This is a genomic window from Listeria monocytogenes (assembly GCF_900187225.1).
Classification (GTDB): domain Bacteria; phylum Bacillota; class Bacilli; order Lactobacillales; family Listeriaceae; genus Listeria; species Listeria monocytogenes.
Map to the genome: position 1 here is coordinate 1,884,228 of NZ_LT906436.1, position 20,342 is coordinate 1,904,569.

Sequence of the window (20,342 nt, forward strand, 5' to 3'; positions counted from 1 at the left end):
TCATGATATAAAAAAAAGGAGGATTCTTGACAGAATCCCCTTTTCGCTTTTAAATTAAGCTACTTCATAACCTGCTTCTTCCACAGCATCAATTAGTGCATCTTCCCTTACTTGTCCTTTTTCAAACTCGACAGTAGCTGTTCCTTCATCAAGTGACACTACTGCACTTTTCACACCATTAACTTCTGATAAAGCTTTCGTTACTCGAGCCTCACAGTGAGAACAAGTCATACCTTCTACATTTAACGTTAATTTTTCCATGTTATATTCCTCCTATGATTTAAATTTATATCTTTTTAAGCGAAGTGCGTTTGTGACAACAGAGACGGAACTAAATGCCATCGCAAGTCCTGCTACCCATGGGGCAAGTAAGCCTAACGCAGCAATTGGAATACCCGCACAATTATAAGCAAGTGCCCAGAAAAAGTTTTGACGGATATTTCGCATGGTTGCTTTGGAAAGTTCTATTGTTTCTGGAATGAGCGTTAAACGGTGACTTACAAGTGTTACATCCCCTGTTTCAATCGCAATGTCTGTTCCAGTTCCAATACTAATACCAATATCACTTGCTGCAAGAGCCGGAGCATCATTAATACCATCACCAACGAATGCAACAATATGACCGTCTTGTTGCAGTTTCTCGACTAATGCACTCTTATCGTTCGGTAGTTGTTCGGCAAAGAACATATCTATGCCTAAATCTTTGGCCATATTTTCTACGACAACAGATTGATCACCAGAACAAATCGCTGTTTTAATACCTTGAGCTTTTAGTTTTTGGATTGCTTCTTTTGCTTCAGGTCGTGGTGTATCGGATAAAGCTAGAGCACCTGCATAAACGCCATCAATTGCCATTGCTACGACAGTTTTTCCTGCATGCATCCAACTTTCGATTAATTCATCGTCTTCTTTTGGGATTGTTGTAAGGGAAGAAACATAGCGGTAAGCACCCAGTTCTACCTTACTATCATCCAAATTACCAGTCATCCCATGACCTGCTTTCGCGCGGATTTTTCCTTGTTTAATTGCGGATACATCCATATTCTCAGGCTCTAACATCTTAATAATCGCTTTAGCAATCGGATGTTCTGATTGTTGTTCCATTAAGAATAAATAAGGGAAAAACTGATCATTGGCTGCTTTTTTATCACTCACTTCCAGTTTACCTTCTGTTAAAGTACCAGTTTTATCAAAAACGATAGTATCTACTTTGGAAGTACGTTCTAAATGTTCGCCACCTTTAAATAATATCCCACTTTCGGCGCCTTTACCAGTTCCAGCCATGATAGCAGTTGGAGTTGCAAGACCAAGTGCACAGGGACAGGCGATAACTAATACCGCAATAGCCGCTTCTAGTGAACCATCTACTGTTCCAGTCACAAGATACCAAATAATAAATGTTACAGCAGCAATACCAAGTACAATTGGTACAAATATGCCGGAAATTCTATCTGCTAAACGTTGAATTGGTGCTTTAATACCTTGCGCTTCCTCGACCAAACGAATAATGGATTCTAAAACTGTTTCTTCCATTCGTTTCGTAATTTTTGCTTGGAAAGCCCCGTCAAAGTTAATCGTTGCGCCGATGACAGAATCACCTGGTTTCTTCTCTACAGGCACAGGTTCACCAGTAATCATGGCTTCATCAATACTCGTTTCACCAGAAATAATTTCTGCATCCATCGGAACTTTTTCACCCGGACGAACAAGGATAACGTCGCCAATTTTCAACGAATCTACTGGTACTAACCATTCTTTTCCTTCGCGAATAACGGTCGCTTCTTTTGCTTGTAGTTCAAGTAAACCAGCAATAGATTCCGTTGTTCTGGAAGTTGCGTATGATTCAAGCAGTTTACCTAATAAGATTAATGTGATTAGCACGGCACTTGTTTCAAAGTAGTAATGTGGCATCACGCTTGGGTCAATTATATGGCGGACATACTCTACCACACTATAGAAGTATGCAGCAGATGTCCCAAGTGCGACTAATACATCCATATTCGCACTTTTACCTCGCAGCGCTTTATAAGCCCCATCGTAAAACCGCCAACCAATATAAAACTGAACAATAGTTGCAAGAACTAATTGAATCGTTGGATTAATCCAGTTACCTATCGTTTCCGCAAACGCCATTTCATGGATATACGGAATATGTGTCACCATGGTAAGAAGTAATGGCAAGGAAAGAAGCGCCGAAAGAATAAAACGTCTCACTTCTTTTTTGAAATTCTTTTCTAATACAGCATCTTTTTCTTCTTTGGACATTTTTTCCGCAGCGTCATAACCCGCATGTTTAACAACTTTAATTAGATCTTCTGTCGATGTAACTTCCGGGTCGTAATAAACAGCAGCGTTTTCCGTTACTAAGTTGACATTCGCTTTTTCTACACCATCTGCTTTATTTAACGATTTTTCAATTCTCGTGGAACAGGCCGCACAAGTCATTCCAAAAACGTTTAAATCTTGTCTTACATATTTATCACTCATTGTATATACCCCCCTCAGGTTTTCGAAAATTGACGTATTGCTTTAAGTAAATCCTCCATTACGTCATCTTCCCCATTTTTTGCTGCATCTACAACACAGTGTGCTGTATGATGTTCTAGTACTTGTAAACCAACATTTTTGAGTGCTTTATTAGCTGCTGAAATTTGAACTAAAATGTCTGTACAATATCTATCATCCTCGACCATTTGAGCAATACCGCGGATTTGGCCTTCGATACGTCGCAAACGATTTTGAAGTAATTTCGTTTCATCTTCTTTGCGTGGAACAATTGGTTGGTCGTGTTTCATTTTTTCTCCTCCTTTGTTTCTACAATTAACAGTATACCCCCTATAGGTATTTTATGCAACCATTTAATTTCTGAGAACAAAAAAAGCCATAAACAAATGCTTGTTTATGGCTCAAAATCTTGTTATTTTGCGGCATCTACTTTCTTTTGAAGTGCCTTAACATGTTCAAAAAATTCTTCTAAAGTCCAGTTGTTTTCGTAAATAATCGTTGCCGCATCTTTACCAACATAACGATAATGCCAAGATTCATATTGGTACTTCGTGATAGCTTCTCGCCCTTTCATATAACGCAAGATAAAACCATAATTGTGGGCATTTTCTTGCAACCATTTGCCTTCAGGAGTTGTTCCGAATGCTTCTGTCAGTTCATATGATTGGTTTTCTGAGGAGATATCCATCGCTAAACCAGTTTGATGTTCGCTAGTCCCTGGATACGCTACTGCTTCTCTCGCTTTTTGGTCCCCTTTAGCATTTACTTCAGCTTGGAATACTTCTTGTTGGCGTTTGTACGATCGATAACCCGATACGGCGAATAGTTTCTTACCATCTTTGTTCGCAGCTACGAACATTTCTTCTAATGCAGTTGCTGCTTCTTTTCTTAATTGTGCTTTTTCGACTTGTTGGCTGCCAAAAGAGAATGTTACATTCGGACGAACCAAGTCAGGGGGGGTATATGTTGGTTGCAATGAATAATCTTTGTTAGCTAAAACCAACATGTTTTCCTCATTTTCAATATACTTTATACCATTTTTTTCAGTTAATTTATTTTGTTTATCAATATATGGATAAAGTGGGTCTTTTTCTAATTCCGCAAGTGTTTGATTGCCTGACGATTTTTGTTCCACTTTAGCGATTGAATCAGCATTTGTGCCACCAAAATATTGATCTTCCACTGTGTGGACACAACTGATGCTAACAGCTAAAGCAATTGTTAATAAAGAACTCATATCTGTTTATCAACCTTCCTGTATACATTAAGTCTGATTCTAAGTTAGTAATTAAAATTATTTTATTGCAGCTTCAAGTGCTACAACAATCATATCATTAAAAGTGGTTTGACGCTCTTCAGCAGATGTTTCTTCCCCCGTAAAAATATGATCACTCACAGTTAAGATTGCCAAAGCGCGACGGCCATATTTTTGCGCTAATGTATAAAGTGCCGCTGCTTCCATGTCGATCCCGAGTACACCATAATCAGCTAATTGTTGTTTGTCCAGCTGATCATTATAAAAACGGTCCGCAGAAAAAACATTCCCTACTTTAAGAGATAATCCTTTTTCGATACCAGCGTCATAGGCTTTTTTTAGAAGAGAAAAATCTGCTACTGGCGCAAAATCCACTCCTGCAAAAGTATTGCGATTAATTTGCGAATCCGTTGAAGCCGCTTGTGCAATGACAACATCACGTACTTTTACGTCCGCTTGAATTCCACCCATAGTACCAACACGAATCAAATTTTTCACATCATAGCTTTGGATTAATTCATTTACATAAATCGAAATAGATGGAATACCCATCCCTGTTCCCATAACAGAAACTTTTTCGCCCTTATATGTACCAGTAAATCCTAGCATTCCTCGCACTTGGTTGAATAAAACGACATCTTCCAAAAATGTTTCCGCAATGTATTTTGCTCTTAACGGATCCCCTGGTAATAAAATCGTTTCTGCAATTTCGCCTTGTTTCGCTTCGATATGTACGCTCATCTTTTTTCCTCCTAGTGTTTGTTTTTCTCTTCATCTAGCAAATAAGCATCCCAAAGTTCATCGAAAATAGACATTCCCGGTAAATACGGCGCATTAAACTCCAGATAGTCACAAAGAATATGGTAATTTCTCGTTTGCTTTGGAAAACTATGATCTCGGTATGCATTGTTGGCAAATTCCGTTTTCTGATCTGTTAGCTTCGGGTCCCGATATGTCATTAAAAAATGATAAAATGATCTTCCCAACGTACAACACACTCCGCTCTTTTTATGCTTTAACTATAGTTGATTTCTTGAAAAAAATAAAGTTAATTTTCGATTTTACGTAGAATTTCTTCTGCAAGTCGATGTGTCTCTAGAGCATCTTCTTTGGAAATTGGTGCTTTCTCCCCATTTCGCACGGCCGTTAAGAAGGCTTGGATGATAGATACAAAACCTCTTTTGTAAAGCGTCGTTTCCCAATCTCCAAAACGCTCAAACCGTTCTGTTGTCCCTTCATAAATATGCGTTTCCGTAACATTTTCTACTTCATATTTGGCGCTCGGGGTCATCACTGCTAATCGTTCTTCGTTCACGCCGCTATCTCGGTTCATAATCGCCGTTGCCACTTTACCTCCCGCTGTAATTTGTACCGTTATACTTGCTAGAAGATTCTCTTGCCATACCGGAACGACATGTAACTGTTCTATTTTGGCATCTAGTAAAAAACGCACGGTATCAATGACATGAATAAAATCGTCATAAATAAATGTACGAGCCTCACCCGGTTGCGCCGCGCGATTTTTTTGCATAATAATCATGTTGGTATCTGTTAAGGCTTTTAATTCTTGATATTTTGGCGCGTAACGGCGATTAAAGCCAGTCATAAGTAACGTATTTTGTTCTTCAGCTAGGCGTGTTAATTCTTCTACTTCGGCTAAATTGTCGGCAATTGGTTTATCCACATAAACTGGAATATGATTTGCTAGAAAAGTCCGGATTACTTCTGGGTGGCTTGCTGTAGATGAATGAACAAACGCTGCATTCACGCCAGACTCAATCATAGAATGAATACTTTGATGATAATGATCAAAACGATATTTCTCACTTAAGTGCTTTAATTTCTGCGCATCCCTCGTGTAAAGATGTACCTCGATATTTTCCATTTCAGCAAAAACTGGCAAATATGCTTTTTGTGCAATGCCGCCAAGCCCTACTACCGCTATTTTTAACATGTGTATCGCTCCTTATCACAACAATGCCAGAGAATGATTTCGCGATATTATTCTACGCATTTCATTTTCTGGCATCATGTGTTTATTCAAAGATTTTCTTATATGCTTGGTAGCCTTCTTCTTCTAACTTATCCACAGGTATGAATCTGAGCGCTGCGGAGTTAATGCAGTAGCGAAGTCCACCCTTATCTTGTGGTCCATCTGGAAAAACATGCCCTAAATGGGAATCAGCATCAGCAGATTTCACTTCCGTCCGAATCATACCATGGGTCAAATCTCGATTTTCAATAACTTCTGCTTCGTCAATTGGCTTAGTAAAGCTCGGCCAACCACAGCCAGCATCGTACTGGTCATTGGATGAAAAAAGCGGCTTTCCTGAAACGATATCTACATAAATGCCTTTTGCCTCATTATCATAAAATTCATTTTGAAATGGACGTTCGGTACCCGCTTTTTGGGTCACATTATATTGTATATCTGTTAGTTGTTGAAGGCGCTCGTTCTTTTTACTTTCATCCATTTGATTTCACCCTTTCCAGTTGGCATCTATGAATGCAGCACGACCTGAAGCAACTTGATATCCCTCATAGTGCGCTTTTTCTTTTTTGTAGAAATCTTGGTGATATTCTTCTGCTGGATAAAATGTTTCTGCTTTGGCAATTTCTGTGACAATTGGCTTTTTAAATCTACCACTCGCATCAAGGGCTGCTTTTGATTTTTCAGCAATTTCTTTTTGCTCTTCATTGTGGTAAAAAATAACTGGTCGATATGAATCGCCGCGGTCAACGAATTGGCCTGCTGCATCTGTCGGATCGGTTTGTTGCCAATATACTTCGACTAATTTTTCATATGGAAAAACCGCCGGATCAAATGTGATTTGGATTGCTTCTGTATGTCCTGTTGTCCCGCTGCAAACTTCTTTATAGGTCGGATTAACCGTATGACCGCCTGTGTAACCCGAAACAACTTTTTCAATTCCCGGTTGCGTATCAAAAGGTTTTACCATACACCAAAAGCATCCTCCAGCAAATGTTGCTTTTTCAAGTGATTCTTTTGTCATAAAAATGCCCCCTAACTAGGATTCAGCCAGCTAAATTACTTAACTGGTACTAAAAGTGTAAACGAAATATCGTCTTTCTTCAAATTTAGCGTATCAGCACGTACTTTTGTGTCGCCTTGAAGTTTTAGTTTATCTAGGGAAAGATAGATTTTTTCCTTTTTAGGCATAATTGTCACCCAATCAGGGAATTTATAATTTTTGCTTACATAATTCATTACATAAGACACCGGTAGTGGCAAAGCGCCAACTGACATGTCTTTGAGCGTCAATTCAACATTTCCATTATCTACTACTTCGGGTGAAAATTTCAACCGTAGTTCGACTGGTTCACCAAAGATTTCGGCTTCTGCAGTAAAATTAACGTTATTTGCTACGAACACTTTATAACCAATATCTTGCTCTTTGCTAAAGTCTTCTATATAGGAACTAATCAATTGATTTAAATCTGCTTTCGTTGTACTTGTTTGAAATTCAACCATTGATTTATTGCTAATAAGGGATGGCGTGGGTTCATCTTGTGGACTAAGTTTGAATACTGCTACGTAAATCCAGCCAGATGAAATAAGAAGTACACTAATTAATATAATACAAACCCATTTCCAATAATTGCGTTTTGTTTTTTTTGGAGCCGATCGTGTTTCTCTCTGCACGATTTTAACACCTTTCTATTTGGGAATATTGCCTTCGTTTAATTGTTTTACGATGGCCTTGTCTAATTCCGTTGTCATCTTCTCGTATCCTGTATGATTAGGATGGAAATAATCATCTGACAATAGTGAATTAGGTTGATCTTTGTTATCTGCATTTCGATCTTCTAAGACTTTTGCGATAGGTACAAAATAAGCATTACTATCTTGCTGGATTGTTTTCTTAGAAGCTTTATTCCAATCAGAGATAATCTCGTCAAATTGTTTGATATCGCTGAAATAAGTCGTATAGGGATTGTAAATACCCATTAAAAATATTGCTGCATCTTTGTTGTAGGAACGAATATCTTTTAAAAGTGTTTCTAGCTCTTGTTGGAATTCTTTATTCGCTTTTGTAAAATCACCTACATTTACATTTAAAAGACGCGATTGCAAAATAGCCATGACATCATTTCCGCCAATGGTGATTGTTATTACATTCGCATTTTTGACATCTTCTTGGAAGTCTTTGTTTGTTTTTAAACGTTTTTCCAGTTGGGTTATTTTGTTTCCAGATACCCCGTAATTACTCGTTTTTACACTTGGGACATTTGGTTCTTCTTCTAGTTTTTTTGGAATAATACCTACATAACCACCATCTTTGTTTTCATCACCGACGCCTTCTGTTAATGAATCACCCATGGCAACGAGGTTAATCGGAATTTCTTTTGATTCTTTATAATACTTGATACCAAAAACTGCGCCAACAAGAAGCGCGATAACAAGCACGCTCCCTGTAAGCCACAGCCATTTTTTCTTTGTCATATGCAATCACTCGCTTAGTCAGTATAGTACATAAATGCAAACGCACCAGTTCCAGCATGCGTGGAAATGACTGGGTCTGCAAAAAATAGTGGAATTTCTGTTAAACCGGTTATTTCTTTTGATTCAGCGATGAAATCATCCGCCAAATTAAGTCCATTTGCATGAACAACATCTAGATGCTGAATTTTTTTCGGTTCATCTTTAATTAGATTTAGGCAATATTGTAATACTTTTTTGTTGCTGCGGACTTTGGTTTCTTCTTCCAATTGTCCGTCTGTTAATTTGGCAATTAATTTGATATTTAAAAGGCTACCTAAGAAGCCTTGCATCCGGCCAACACGTCCACCTTTAATTAAATTATCGAGTGTTACGACAACGATATAAAGTTTTGTTTTGTCACGAATGTCATTAATTTTCGCATGAATTTCTTCTACAGAATAATCACCAGACTGAGCCATTTCAGCTGCTTTTAATACTTGGAATGCTTGCCCACGTGCTGTATAATCGCAGTCTACTACAGTAATATTTCCTTCCACCATATCTGCTGCTTGACGTGCCGCGTTTACAGTACCACTTAGTTTTTCGGTTAAGTGGATAGAAAGAATTTCGTAGCCCTCTGCCGTATATTTTTCGTATGCTTCGACAAAAGAACCGATAGCAGGTTGGGAAGATTTTGGTAATTCTTTTGTTTCTGCCATTCGCACCATAAATTCTTCTGGTGTAATGTCTGTTTTAGGGTTGTATATTTGCCCATCAATTTCTACGGTTAAATATAAAACATCAATATTCCATTTTGCTACTTCTTCTAATGTTAGTCCAGCAGTTGAGTCTGTGATAATTTTTATTTTTCTCATATAGCCACATCCATTTTTGCTTATTTTATCTTATTATAACATCCCCGGCAGTATACACAACCTATAAACTAGTTTTAAGAAAAGAGAAAGAAATGGTATTTGCCTTTCTATTCTGTATTTTTTAGCGTATGATAGAAATATAATACGCACAAAATTTGTAGAAAAGTATGGTGATAAAATGAATGTCACTTCTTACAATTGGAAAGAAGAAGTAGCCAATGCTATAACGCATGGTATTGGGTTTATTCTTAGTATTCCCGCGCTCGTCTTACTTATAATATTCGCCGCCGGAAAAGATAATCCTCTCTATTTAACAAGTTTTTTAATTTATGGAATTTCCCTCATGTTGCTTTATATTTGTTCCACCCTGCTTCATAGTTTTAAACCTTGCAAGGCGCGGACGGTTTTTAACATTATGGACCACGCTGCGATTTATGTATTAATTGCTGGCAGTTATACGCCATTTGTTTTGATTACGATTCAAGGGACACTCGGCTGGACGCTATTTGGTGTCATTTGGGGCCTCGCAATTGCTGGGATTATTTATAAGATATTTATGACAGGCAAATTAAAACTTTTGTCGACAAGTGTCTACTTACTTATGGGATGGATGGTTATGTTCGCCATTAAACCACTTTATGCTGGGCTTACACCAACTGGTTTTTGGTTACTTGCAACTGGTGGCATTATGTTTACAGTAGGTGCTGTTTTTTACAGTATCCCTCGTGTTCCTTATATGCACGCGATTTGGCATTTATTTGTTATCGCGGGAACCGCTTTTATGTATTTCTGTATTTTATTTTATGTTTAAATAACGCACTTAAAAAAACCTTCTCCCGTTGGAGAAGGTTTTTTATATAGTATGTCACAATTGAGACTTGTTTTTAATTATGTCATACTATATAATGATTAGCATAACATAATAAAAGGATGTGATTCCCATCGAACTTTCTCCTAGACAACATCAAATTGTTGCCTATGTTCGCGCGAATGAGCCTGCTACTGGTGACTCTATCGCTGCTCATTTGAAATTAACACGTGCCACCATTCGAGCTGACTTGTCAATTTTAACCATGACTGGCATTTTAGATGCTCGTCCAAAAGTTGGTTACTTTTACTCTGGCTTAGAAACTAATCCGATTCACTTTGATGAAATTCGGCAGTTGAAAGTTGCTGACATTATGACCCAACCATTTTTCGCAAAAAAAGAAACAAGCGTTTATGATGCCATCGTTATGCTCTTTATGGAAGATATTGGTAGTTTATACGTCATTGATGAAGAGCTTTTAGTTGGACTTGTCTCCAGAAAAGATTTACTAAAAGGTGCGCTTGCTGATGCGGACACGAAAGCGACTCCCATTGCGACAATTATGACACGGATGCCCAACCTCGTTACTGTTACGAAAAACGACACTGTGTTACATGCCGCGGAACAACTCGTTTTCCACCAAATTGATTCACTTCCCGTTCTAGAAAACGCAAAAGTCGTCGGAAAAATTTCAAAAACTCGCATTACTGCATTATTTGTAGATACGATAAAAAAGGTTTAATAGGATGAGAATATGGAAAATCCGGTTATTATATACGTTATTTCAGATGCTATCGGAGAAACTGCTCAACATATTATTCGCGCGGTAACAGCTCAGTTTTCACTTAATAAGCCTGCGGACATTCGGCGCCACGCTTTTATTCGCGATGAGAGCGCTTTACTTGAAACGTTAGAAGAAGCTAAGGCTACTGATGGTATCGTGGTTCAAACACTCGTACAAGCTAAGTTAGCTGAGTACGCAACTAATTTTTGCGTTCAAAACAATATTCCGAACGTAGATTTATTACATACGCTAACTGCTGCTGTTGAAGCAAAAACTGGCTTAAAATCAAAACAAGATCCCGGAAATATGCGCCGTCTTGATAGCAATTATTTTGATCGTATTGCTGCCATTGAGTTTGCTGTAAAGTACGATGACTGCAAAGATCCTCGTGGCCTGTTAGATGCAGATATCGTTCTCGTCGGGGTATCAAGAACGAGCAAAACGCCACTGAGTAGTTTTCTCGCCAATCAAAATTGGAAAGTTGCTAATGTCCCACTTGTCCCCGAAATCCCGATTCCAGCAGAACTTTTCCAAATCCCAGCGGAACGTATTATCGGTCTTACAACCACCCCAGAAAAGCTAGCGCAAATCCGCAAAGTCCGTTTGAGATCTATTGGTTTAGATGAAGCAAGTAGTTATTCCAGTGAAAAACGTATTTTAGAGGAACTAGAATATGGTTATGATACATTCAAAAAACTTGGTTGCCAAGTCATTCATGTAGAAGATAAAGCCATTGAGGAAACCGCTGCCCTAATCACGGAAATTATCACGAGTTACCACTAATTAGAAGAGGTGAATAATGTGAGAAAATTTGTCTATCAGTTCAGTGAAGGTTCTAAGGAAATGAAAAATCTTTTAGGAGGAAAAGGTGCTAATTTGGCCGAAATGACGAATATCGGTTTACCCGTCCCTCCTGGTTTTATTATCTCAACCGATGCTTGTAACGATTACACAGCTAACAATAAACACCTTTCCGAAGCCATTTTTGATGAAGTGAAAATTCATTTGGTGGAACTCGAAAAGCAAACCGGGAAAATTTTTGGATTCGCAGAAAATCCTCTGCTCGTTTCCGTACGTTCTGGCGCACCCTTTTCGATGCCTGGCATGATGGATACCGTGCTCAATCTTGGGTTAAATGACCAAGCCGCAGAAGGGCTTGCCAACTTAACTGGTGATGCTCGTTCGGCCTATGATTCTTACCGCCGTTTTATTCAAATGTTCGGTGACGTTGTTTTTGAAATACCGAGCTACCATTTTGAACAGGCTCTTAATCGCATCAAAAAAGCAAATGACTACCGTTTAGACACAGAATTAACTGCGACTGATTTAAGCGAACTCATTGATGCTTATAAACTAATTTTTAGCCAAGCAACTGGCACAGATTTCCCGCAAGATCCTCTAGAGCAACTACGGCTTGCGATTATCGCTGTTTTTGATTCCTGGATGAATCCTCGCGCTGTTATTTACCGCAGATTACATGATATTGATGCAAGTTTTGGCACAGCCGTTAATATTCAAGCAATGGTTTTTGGAAATACTGGAGAAACGAGTGGAACTGGAATTACCTTTACTCGCAATCCTTCCACTGGTGAAAAGAAAGTATTCGGGGAATTTTTACTAAATGCGCAAGGTGAAGATGTGGTTGCAGGAATTCGTACCCCTGAGCCGATAAGTGCACTGGAAGAGAGGATGCCCACTGTTTACAAGGAGCTCCTCCATATTTGTGAACTTCTCGAAAATCATTATTTAGACATGCAAGATATTGAATTTACCATCGAAAAAGGAAAACTCTATGTCTTACAAACTAGAAGTGGCAAGCGAACAGCTAAAGCAGCTATTCAAACAGCCGTGGATTTTGTGCAAGAAGGAAAAATCACTCGCCAAGAAGCCATCATGCGCGTGGAAACTAAGCAATTACATCAATTACTTCATCCAACCTTCGATGAAAGCGCTCTAAAAAATGGTCAAGTCATCGCAACTGGTTTACCTGCAAGTCCTGGCGCTGCAACTGGTCAAATTTTCTTTGCAGCAAAAGAAGCAGTCCAAGCAACCGAACGCGGTATTCCTGTCATTTTAGTGCGTAATGAGACTTCTCCTGAGGATATAGAAGGCATGGCGCGTAGTAATGCTATTTTAACGGCTCATGGTGGTATGACTTCTCATGCTGCCGTCGTTGCTCGCGGAATGGGAAAATGCTGTATAGCGGGTTGCGCCGAACTTACGATCAATGAAAAAGAAAAAACGATTATTCTTCCTACAGGCGACACACTGCATGAAGGTGATGCGCTCTCCCTCGATGGTAGTTCCGGCAAAGTTTACCTTGGAGAAATCGCCCTCAGAGAAGCGCAAATTGGTGGACATTTTGACGAGTTGATGGCCTGGGCAGATACGGAGAAAAGACTGATGATCCGTGTCAATGCAGATACCCCGCCGGACTTTAAAAAGGCGCTTTTGTTTGGGGCGGAAGGTATTGGCCTGTGTCGCACCGAGCATATGTTTTTTGATGAAAAACGAATCCATTATGTACGCCAAATGATTTTAGCAGAGTCATTAAGCGAGCGCGAATCCGTTTTAACCACTTTAAAAGAAATGCAAAAAGCCGATTTTAGTGAGTTATTCCGTATTGCTGACGGCCGCGCGGTAAACATTCGCTTGCTTGATCCGCCATTACATGAATTTTTACCAAAAACGAAGCAAGAAATTGAGCAATTAGCTAGCGCAATGAATCGAACAGTTCCTCAAATCACAAAACGAATTAACGAACTAAGCGAAGCAAATCCCATGCTTGGACACCGCGGTTGTCGTCTTGCTATCACATTTCCAGAAATTTATCGGATGCAGACGGAAGCGATTATCGAAAGCGCCGTCACTCTTCATGATGAAGGAATTGACGTTCACCCAGAAATCATGATTCCGCTCATCGCTACGAAAAGTGAACTAAGCTATATAAAAAAAGAGATGAAACAAGCGATTCATACTATTTTTGATAGAGAGCGAGTGATGCTACCATATGATATTGGTACGATGATCGAAATTCCGCGAGCATGTGTAACAGCAGATGAAATCGCCGAGGAAGCAGAGTTCTTTAGCTTTGGAACCAATGATTTAACACAACTCACTTATGGTTTTTCACGTGATGATGCTACCAAGTTCCTAGCAGATTATTATGAAAAAGATATTTTATCAAAAGATCCATTTGTTACGATTGATAAAAATGGTGTCGGTGCACTAGTTGAAATGGCGGTTACACGTGGACGAATGACTTCGGAACATTTAAAAATGGGGGTTTGCGGCGAACATGGGGGCGATCCGGAATCTATCCAGTTCTTCCATCAATTAGGACTTACCTATGTATCCTGCTCTCCGTACCGCGTTCCCATTGCCCGTCTTGCAGCAGCTCAAGCAGCATTAGCTGAAAAACAATTAGTTCCAACTATCTAAAAAAAGCCAGCTGATAATCTTAGTGACTATCAGCTGGCTTTTTCTCTTATTATTTTTCGCAAATCGCAAAGTAATTTCCTTCGTTATCCGAAAAATTGAACACTCGGCCCATCGGTAAATCTACTAGATCGCCGACCGTAATGCCTTTATTTTTATATTCTTCATAAAGTTCTGCAACATTACTTCCAAATAGTAAAATAGATGGTGTCCCAAGATTCATCTCTGGGTTCATTTCCGCCACTTTCTTTTTGTTTTGAAGAACAAAAGTAGTCTCCACACCTTTTGTTGGCGCTATTTCAATCCACTGAATTTCGCCATTTACAACTTCTTCTGAAACGACGACAAAATCTAATTTTTCTACCCAAAAATCTCTCACTGCAGCTTGATTTTCTACATATAACATCACTTGACCAATTTTTTCAATCATCTTTCATCGTCCCCTCGTCATTTCTTTTTCTTTCAATCCAAACTCCGCATAAAAGTCACGCTTCATTTCTAACAAATAACGCAAATCATTCATAAATTGGAATAAAATCGCTCTATTTTCAAATTCCGCTCGTGTTTCTGGGAGTTTACTGCTTCGAAACTCATGCACCATCTTAGTAATTTCCGCCACTAAATCTTCTGCTGTATTATGCTCATCTAGCGTCTGTGCCGTTTTTTCTGTAATTTCTGCCAGCGCCATACTTTGCTCAGAAGAATGATCAAACGCGACTAAATGCCGTTTCATTTGTGTTAAAATTCGATATTGTACAAGCCGCATATCAACGTACTGGGAATAATAATGGGAAGAAGCAAAAAACTGATTGTCTAAATTTCTCGCTGCTTTTTCCTGTGCATAGTCTAATGTACCCTTTAATTGATTTAATAAGCCAAACTCATCATGATACTCCGACTGATTCCGAAGCCCTTGCGTCATTTCCGTTAAAATTTGCCGCATAATTGCTTCTATTTTTTGTTGGCTGCGTTTTAATTCGTCTTCCATTTTTGGCATATATAAATTTAAAATAATCGCTATGCCAGCGCCAACTGCCATAAGTAACAGTTCATTTTTAAACCAGAAAAAGGATAATGATTGTTCAAGTAAAATATGCGATACAAGTACAGAGCTCACAACAATTCCGTCAGCAACATGAAGTCTTACAGCAAGCGGAATAAAAATCAATAAATAAAGTCCAAAACTCACCGCATTATAACCAATAAGCATGAAAAATACAGCAGCAATAGATAGCGCCAAAACGGTCGAATAAACCCGCTGAATCGCTAATTGTAAAGACCCCTTTTTCGTATTTTGAACACTTAAAATTGCGATAATCCCTGCCGAAACTGCATATTCCAAGTGTAGCCATTCCGCCAAAATTATCGCCAGTGTCGCTGCAATCGCGGTTTTCACCGTTCGCATTCCAATCCGCATATGTCCCGTCCCCTTTCTATGTCCAACTTATCATAGCATGAAAGCGAAAATCACAAAAGAAAAACCTTGAAGATCACTCCTCAAGGTCCTACATTATTCTTCATCTAATGTTTTTTTGAAACGCGCTCGGAAAAAGAATCCTAAGCCGACCACTACAAGTATCGCAATGATGCTATAAATAATTGTTGAAAAGCTATCCATGAAAACAACAATTTCACTCCATGATTCACCAAGCATAGCGCCAAGTCCAATTAAAACTGTATTCCAAAGTAAGCTTCCTGCAGTTGTCAAAATTAAAAACTTCGACATTTTCATCTTGGTCATCCCTGCTGGAATCGAAATCAGGCTTCGTATTAGTGGAATCATTCGACATAAAAATACGGCCCAACTTCCATATTTCAAAAAGAAATTCTCTGCGCGTTCAATATCAGATTCCTTCAGCCGCAAAATCCGACCGTATTTTAACACAATCTTCGTCAGTCTTTCTTTGCCAAAATAAGAAGCCACTTTATAAAGTAAAATAGCGCCCACTACAGAACCTAGTGTTGCTACAATAATCACCATCACGACATTCAGTGATGTAACTGTCGTCATAAATCCACCAAAAGTTAAGATAATCTCAGAGGGAATAGGCGGAAACAAGTTTTCAACCATAATCAAAACAAAAATACCTATATAGCCAAAATCAGCCATAATACTTGTAATCCAAGTTTCCAAAAAACACACTCCTGTACTTTATTTCCCTTTTAAAGTAAGTGCTTGCTTTTTAAGTGTACTACACTCGTCCTACTTTTTCAATCGATTTGGTAAAAAGAAAAAGAACTTGATACGTTTTCCATACCAAGTTCTTTTTTATTTACATTTTTAAATCAGCTTTCGTTGCGAAAAATCCTGCTAAACGATCTTTCACTTTTCGGATGCCGCCAGCTTCATCACTTTCTAAATTCATTGGCATCACCGGTTCATGTAAGCTCATTCGTAGTAAGAACCAACCTTCACCAAGCGCACCTTTCGTATTCACACGAATTCCTTCTTGGTTCACAGGTTCTAATTCCATATCCGGATCAGCTTCTACGAACGTCAGAAAATCAGCTAAAGCTTCTTTTCCATATGCTTTAAAATCGGTTGCTGTAATGCTCAAACGAATTTCTTCACTTTCAGCCGGTTCTTTTAAATCCGCTATTAAATCTGGTAAGTCTTGCCCATTTTTTCGTAATGTTGCGTAAGTCATTAAAATTTTGGCAATGAGATAAGCGCCATCATCCAAGAAATAATTTTCTTTTAATGCGGCATGTCCACTTACTTCGATAGCAATTTCAGATGGTGTTCCGTTTGCATTTAGGCGCAGTGCTTCATTGATAACATTACGATAACCACGTTTAAATCGGTGTTGTTTCCCGCCTTTTGCTTCGATAAAGGCTTGCAAATGCCCCGATGTTGTGGAGTCAGTCACGATAGTTGTTCCTGGTTTTTCTTCTAAAATAATACTAGAGATAACAGCAATTAATGGGTTGCGGTTTAAACTTTCGCCATTTTTATCCATAATCGCAGCACGGTCTACATCCGTGTCAAAAATCACGCCTAAATCCGCCCCACTAGCAAGGACCGCTTTTTTCAAACTAGCCATAGCTTCCTCATTGTCAGGGTTCGGAATATGATTAGGAAAATTTCCATCCGGATCTAAAAACTGGCTTTCAGAAATGTCTGCGCCAAGTTCTGCCAATACTTTCTCAGCAAAAAAGCCGCCAGCGCCGTTCCCTGCATCGACTATAATATGGCTACCTTGGAGCGGCTTCATTTTATCAGCTGCATCTGTGATCCCTGCTCTAATCTTATCCGTTAAGTCTGCTGCATATGTAGAAAGTAAATCTTGTTTTGTTACCTTACCAAGATTTAGTCCATTTTCTATGAATGATTTATCTGCGTGAGCCACAATATAATCAATATCTTCGTGTTCAGCTCCACCAGATTTCGTAAATAATTTTAGTCCATTATACATAAAAGGTAAGTGGCTCGCTGTAATCATAATGCCGGCATCGCAGTCATAGTCCTCGTACTGAGTTGCCATAAACATAGCTGGCGTTGTTGCAAGCCCAACATCCACGACATCTATACCAGCAAAAGTTAACCCTTTGACAAGTGCCGCTTTTAATCGTTCAGCTGAAAGTCTGCTATCATGACCAATTGCCACTTTCGCTTGACCTTCCACTTTCTTCTCCTCTTTTAGCCATTTCGCAAAGCCATAAGCAATCTTTTCTACACGTTCGTCTGTTAGCGTAATCTGATATTTTTCCGTAGCAATAGCTATTCCACGTATGTCTGATCCGTTTTGCAGTGTTTCTAACGCTTTCATTTCTGATTGATTCATGTCATTCCTCCAGCTTCTGTATTTTTCCCCTTCATTATAGCTTATATTGCGAAATTTTCACATAGCTTTTACAAAAGATGTGCTCTATTCGCGATAATAATTTGCAAGTCAACGGTTAATTCTTCTGGTGGGTTTTCCAGTAATTCGTTTTTTTTATCCGCTTCAATATGCCAACCAAGTGGCGTCATTTCAAGAAAATCTGCAAATAATTCTTTGGCAATCGGCGCTTTGTAGGTGACTCGTTCGACATGTTCTACGCTTAACTTTTCTGCTAACCGTGATGTAACCGACTCATTCGAATAACTACTTTTCTCATCAACATAAATAAATTCGCGTAATTCGCGTAAATAATTCGCTTCTGGCACTACTTTTAACAAAAATCCATCCTTCTTTAAAAGCCGTTTGAACTCCACGTAATTCGATGGCGATAAAATATTTAAAATGACATCCGCCGTCTCTGCTTGATTCGGGCAATTGGCTAAATCAGCTACCGTCCAAGAAGTACCAGGATAGTCGCGTGCCGCTTGTTTCACTCCCTCTTTGGCGATATCTAAGCCAACTGCTTTGACATTAACACCAGTCGCTTGTAAATTCGATACGACTCGCGCTAAATGACTTCCTTCCCCGCAACCTGCATCATATAAAACAAGTTGTTCTTTTTTCTTCTCCGCAATAATTTCTGTCACTCGTTCGATTAATTTTTCAAAAAAGCCACTCGCAATCACTTTTTTACGGGATTCGAATAATGCTTGATCGTATTTTGTTTTATGCGCTTGTTTTAGTAAATGTACGTAACCTGGTTTGGCGATATCAAACCCATGACCTTCTAGGCATACAAATGACTGCGGCTCTCTAAACTCGAATGCTGCGCCACAAATTGGACAAGCAAGAAGCGCCATATTTTCTTTCAAAGCGCGTTTATTTATCTCCATTTTTGATAACAATTAATACTCACTCCACTCGAAAAACGTTGCCCGCAAGCAGGCAACGTTTCTACTAATTTCTTTCATACGTATAAAAAGTGTAATTGTACTTATTTTTTTCATCTTTTTCATGGAATTCTTTCGCCACTTCGGAAAAATTCTCCCAATCCACTTCAGGAAACGCAGTATCAGCCTCAAACTCTGCATCAATTTTTGTCACAATCAGCTGATCCGCCACATCCATAAATAAACGATAGATTTCTGCACCGCCAACTATATAGATTGGTTCCCCTGTCTCAGCAAGGGCTAAAACAGCTTCTTTTGAATGAAGTATCTCTGCATCATCTAACTTGAGACCTTGATCTCGTGTCAATACGATTGTCTTTCTATTTGGTAAAGCTTTTCCTAACGATTCATAGGTTTTCCGCCCCATGACAAGTGTTTTCCCAGTCGTCGTTTTTTTGAAAAACTGCAAATCTCCTGGTAAGTGCCACGGCATTTTGTTATCTTTTCCAATATTTCCAGCGCGGTCTTGTGCCCAAACAAAAATAATCATCCAAGAAAACCTCCCTTATACTGAAATTGGTGCTTTAATCGATGGATCTGGATTATAGCCATCAAGTGAAATATCTGCTACTTCAAAATCAAAAATCGTTGCTGGTTTATCTGAAAGTACTAATTTTGGAAGCGCGTGCGGTGTTCTAGATAACTGTTCTTTCACTTGTTCAATATGATTGTTATAAAGATGCGCGTCTCCCATAGTATGGATAAACTCGCCAACATCCAGTCCTACTTCACGTGCAATCAGATGTGTGAGAAGTGCATAACTCGCAATATTAAATGGTACACCTAGGAAAATATCGGCACTACGTTGATACAGCTGACATGATAATTTTCCGTCCGCTACATAAAATTGGAATAGCGAATGACATGGCGGTAAAGCCATATTCGGAATATCTTCTGGATTCCAAGCAGACACAATCAAACGACGTGAGTTCGGATTCGTTTTAATCATTTCAATCAAATCCGCTAACTGATCAATTGTTTCTCCTTGTGAAGTTTTCCATTCACGCCATTGTTTACCGTAAATATTACCTAGCTCACCGTATTTATTCGCGAACGCTTCGTCTTCTAAAATACGTGTTTTAAACTTCTCCATCTCCGCTTGATACACTTCTTTGAAAGCTGGATCACGTTCCGCTCTTAGTCCAAAGTCTGTCATATCTTCGCCCTTGTAATCATCGCTTTTCACAAAACGCTCAAAAGCCCATTCATTCCAAATGTTATTATTATGCTGTAAAAGGTAGCGAATATTCGTATCTCCATGTAAAAACCATAGCAGTTCACTTACTACAAGTTTAAATGGTACCCGTTTTGTTGTCATAATTGGAAAGCCTTCCTGCAAATCAAAACGCATTTGATAACCAAATGTGCTGATTGTTCCAGTCCCAGTGCGATCTCCTTTTTGTGTTCCATTCTCTAAAACGTACTTTTCTAAATCCAAATATTGTTTCATCGTTCGCAC

The 20,342-nt window shown here is 38.9% G+C and carries 23 protein-coding genes; 4 read left to right on the plus strand and 19 right to left on the minus strand.

Annotation, left to right across the window (positions count from 1 at the left end):
* Positions 1–54 precede the first annotated feature (54 nt).
* From copZ to CKV70_RS09600, 12 genes are all read right to left on the minus strand, one after another.
* Positions 55–261 carry a copper chaperone CopZ gene (gene copZ / locus CKV70_RS09545; RefSeq protein ID WP_014600948.1) on the minus strand — a complete coding sequence of 69 codons (207 nt, stop codon included), beginning with the start codon at positions 259–261 and terminating at the stop codon, positions 55–57.
* A 12-nt stretch (positions 262–273) separates the two neighbouring features.
* Positions 274–2,487 (minus strand): heavy metal translocating P-type ATPase, encoded by a 2,214-nt coding sequence (locus tag CKV70_RS09550; RefSeq protein ID WP_003723407.1) that lies wholly within the window; start codon positions 2,485–2,487, stop codon positions 274–276.
* Positions 2,488–2,501: 14 nt separating this feature from the next.
* Positions 2,502–2,795, minus strand: coding sequence for a copper-sensing transcriptional repressor CsoR (gene csoR / locus CKV70_RS09555; protein ID WP_003723408.1), 294 nt, complete (start codon positions 2,793–2,795; stop codon positions 2,502–2,504).
* A 122-nt stretch (positions 2,796–2,917) separates the two neighbouring features.
* The gene (locus CKV70_RS09560) at positions 2,918–3,742 is read right to left on the minus strand and encodes a M15 family metallopeptidase (RefSeq protein ID WP_003733070.1); all 825 of its coding nucleotides are present in this window, start codon (positions 3,740–3,742) and stop codon (positions 2,918–2,920) included.
* 57 nt (positions 3,743–3,799) lie between these two features.
* Positions 3,800–4,501: a purine-nucleoside phosphorylase gene (deoD, locus tag CKV70_RS09565; RefSeq protein ID WP_014600950.1), complete on the minus strand. Its 702-nt coding sequence runs from the start codon at positions 4,499–4,501 to the stop codon at positions 3,800–3,802.
* An 11-nt stretch (positions 4,502–4,512) separates the two neighbouring features.
* Positions 4,513–4,746: a YozE family protein gene (locus CKV70_RS09570; RefSeq protein ID WP_003720177.1), complete on the minus strand. Its 234-nt coding sequence runs from the start codon at positions 4,744–4,746 to the stop codon at positions 4,513–4,515.
* 62 nt (positions 4,747–4,808) lie between these two features.
* Positions 4,809–5,714, minus strand: a complete 906-nt coding sequence (locus CKV70_RS09575; RefSeq protein WP_003723412.1) for a Gfo/Idh/MocA family protein — start codon at positions 5,712–5,714, stop codon at positions 4,809–4,811.
* 82 nt (positions 5,715–5,796) lie between these two features.
* Positions 5,797–6,234, minus strand: a complete 438-nt coding sequence (gene msrB / locus CKV70_RS09580; RefSeq protein ID WP_014600951.1) for a peptide-methionine (R)-S-oxide reductase MsrB — start codon at positions 6,232–6,234, stop codon at positions 5,797–5,799.
* Positions 6,235–6,240: 6 nt separating this feature from the next.
* Positions 6,241–6,774, minus strand: a complete 534-nt coding sequence (gene msrA / locus CKV70_RS09585; protein ID WP_003723414.1) for a peptide-methionine (S)-S-oxide reductase MsrA — start codon at positions 6,772–6,774, stop codon at positions 6,241–6,243.
* A 35-nt stretch (positions 6,775–6,809) separates the two neighbouring features.
* Positions 6,810–7,424, minus strand: a complete 615-nt coding sequence (locus CKV70_RS09590) for a YpmS family protein (protein ID WP_012951796.1) — start codon at positions 7,422–7,424, stop codon at positions 6,810–6,812.
* A gap of 15 nt (positions 7,425–7,439) precedes the next feature.
* The gene (locus CKV70_RS09595) at positions 7,440–8,225 is read right to left on the minus strand and encodes an SGNH/GDSL hydrolase family protein (RefSeq protein ID WP_012951797.1); all 786 of its coding nucleotides are present in this window, start codon (positions 8,223–8,225) and stop codon (positions 7,440–7,442) included.
* A 14-nt stretch (positions 8,226–8,239) separates the two neighbouring features.
* Positions 8,240–9,079 (minus strand): DegV family protein, encoded by an 840-nt coding sequence (locus tag CKV70_RS09600; RefSeq protein ID WP_014600952.1) that lies wholly within the window; start codon positions 9,077–9,079, stop codon positions 8,240–8,242.
* A gap of 178 nt (positions 9,080–9,257) precedes the next feature.
* Between CKV70_RS09600 and trhA the strand changes: the two genes are divergently transcribed.
* From trhA to ppdK, 4 genes are all read left to right on the plus strand, one after another.
* Entirely contained in the window at positions 9,258–9,890 is a 633-nt protein-coding gene (gene trhA / locus CKV70_RS09605) for a PAQR family membrane homeostasis protein TrhA (protein ID WP_003723418.1), read from the plus strand.
* A 121-nt stretch (positions 9,891–10,011) separates the two neighbouring features.
* Entirely contained in the window at positions 10,012–10,629 is a 618-nt protein-coding gene (locus tag CKV70_RS09610) for a transcriptional regulator CcpN (protein ID WP_003723419.1), read from the plus strand.
* Between the two features lie 12 nt (positions 10,630–10,641).
* Positions 10,642–11,454: a pyruvate, water dikinase regulatory protein gene (locus CKV70_RS09615; protein WP_009933160.1), complete on the plus strand. Its 813-nt coding sequence runs from the start codon at positions 10,642–10,644 to the stop codon at positions 11,452–11,454.
* A gap of 18 nt (positions 11,455–11,472) precedes the next feature.
* Entirely contained in the window at positions 11,473–14,112 is a 2,640-nt protein-coding gene (gene ppdK, locus CKV70_RS09620) for a pyruvate, phosphate dikinase (protein ID WP_014600953.1), read from the plus strand.
* A gap of 49 nt (positions 14,113–14,161) precedes the next feature.
* Here ppdK and CKV70_RS09625 read toward each other — a convergent pair whose 3' ends face one another.
* The 7 genes from CKV70_RS09625 to CKV70_RS09655 form a co-directional block, all read right to left on the minus strand.
* Positions 14,162–14,539, minus strand: a complete 378-nt coding sequence (locus tag CKV70_RS09625; RefSeq protein ID WP_009926203.1) for a VOC family protein — start codon at positions 14,537–14,539, stop codon at positions 14,162–14,164.
* Between the two features lie 3 nt (positions 14,540–14,542).
* On the minus strand, positions 14,543–15,526 hold the full coding sequence (locus CKV70_RS09630) for an aromatic acid exporter family protein (protein WP_003725823.1): 984 nt from the start codon (positions 15,524–15,526) through the stop codon (positions 14,543–14,545).
* Between the two features lie 93 nt (positions 15,527–15,619).
* Positions 15,620–16,243 (minus strand): DedA family protein, encoded by a 624-nt coding sequence (locus tag CKV70_RS09635; RefSeq protein WP_003723424.1) that lies wholly within the window; start codon positions 16,241–16,243, stop codon positions 15,620–15,622.
* A 139-nt stretch (positions 16,244–16,382) separates the two neighbouring features.
* Positions 16,383–17,894 (minus strand): phosphohexomutase domain-containing protein, encoded by a 1,512-nt coding sequence (locus tag CKV70_RS09640; RefSeq protein WP_014600954.1) that lies wholly within the window; start codon positions 17,892–17,894, stop codon positions 16,383–16,385.
* Positions 17,895–17,962: 68 nt separating this feature from the next.
* On the minus strand, positions 17,963–18,838 hold the full coding sequence (locus CKV70_RS09645; RefSeq protein ID WP_014930986.1) for a putative RNA methyltransferase: 876 nt from the start codon (positions 18,836–18,838) through the stop codon (positions 17,963–17,965).
* A 52-nt stretch (positions 18,839–18,890) separates the two neighbouring features.
* Positions 18,891–19,373, minus strand: a complete 483-nt coding sequence (locus tag CKV70_RS09650; RefSeq protein WP_003723427.1) for a dihydrofolate reductase — start codon at positions 19,371–19,373, stop codon at positions 18,891–18,893.
* A 15-nt stretch (positions 19,374–19,388) separates the two neighbouring features.
* Entirely contained in the window at positions 19,389–20,333 is a 945-nt protein-coding gene (locus tag CKV70_RS09655; protein WP_014600956.1) for a thymidylate synthase, read from the minus strand.
* Positions 20,334–20,342: the final 9 nt, after the last annotated feature.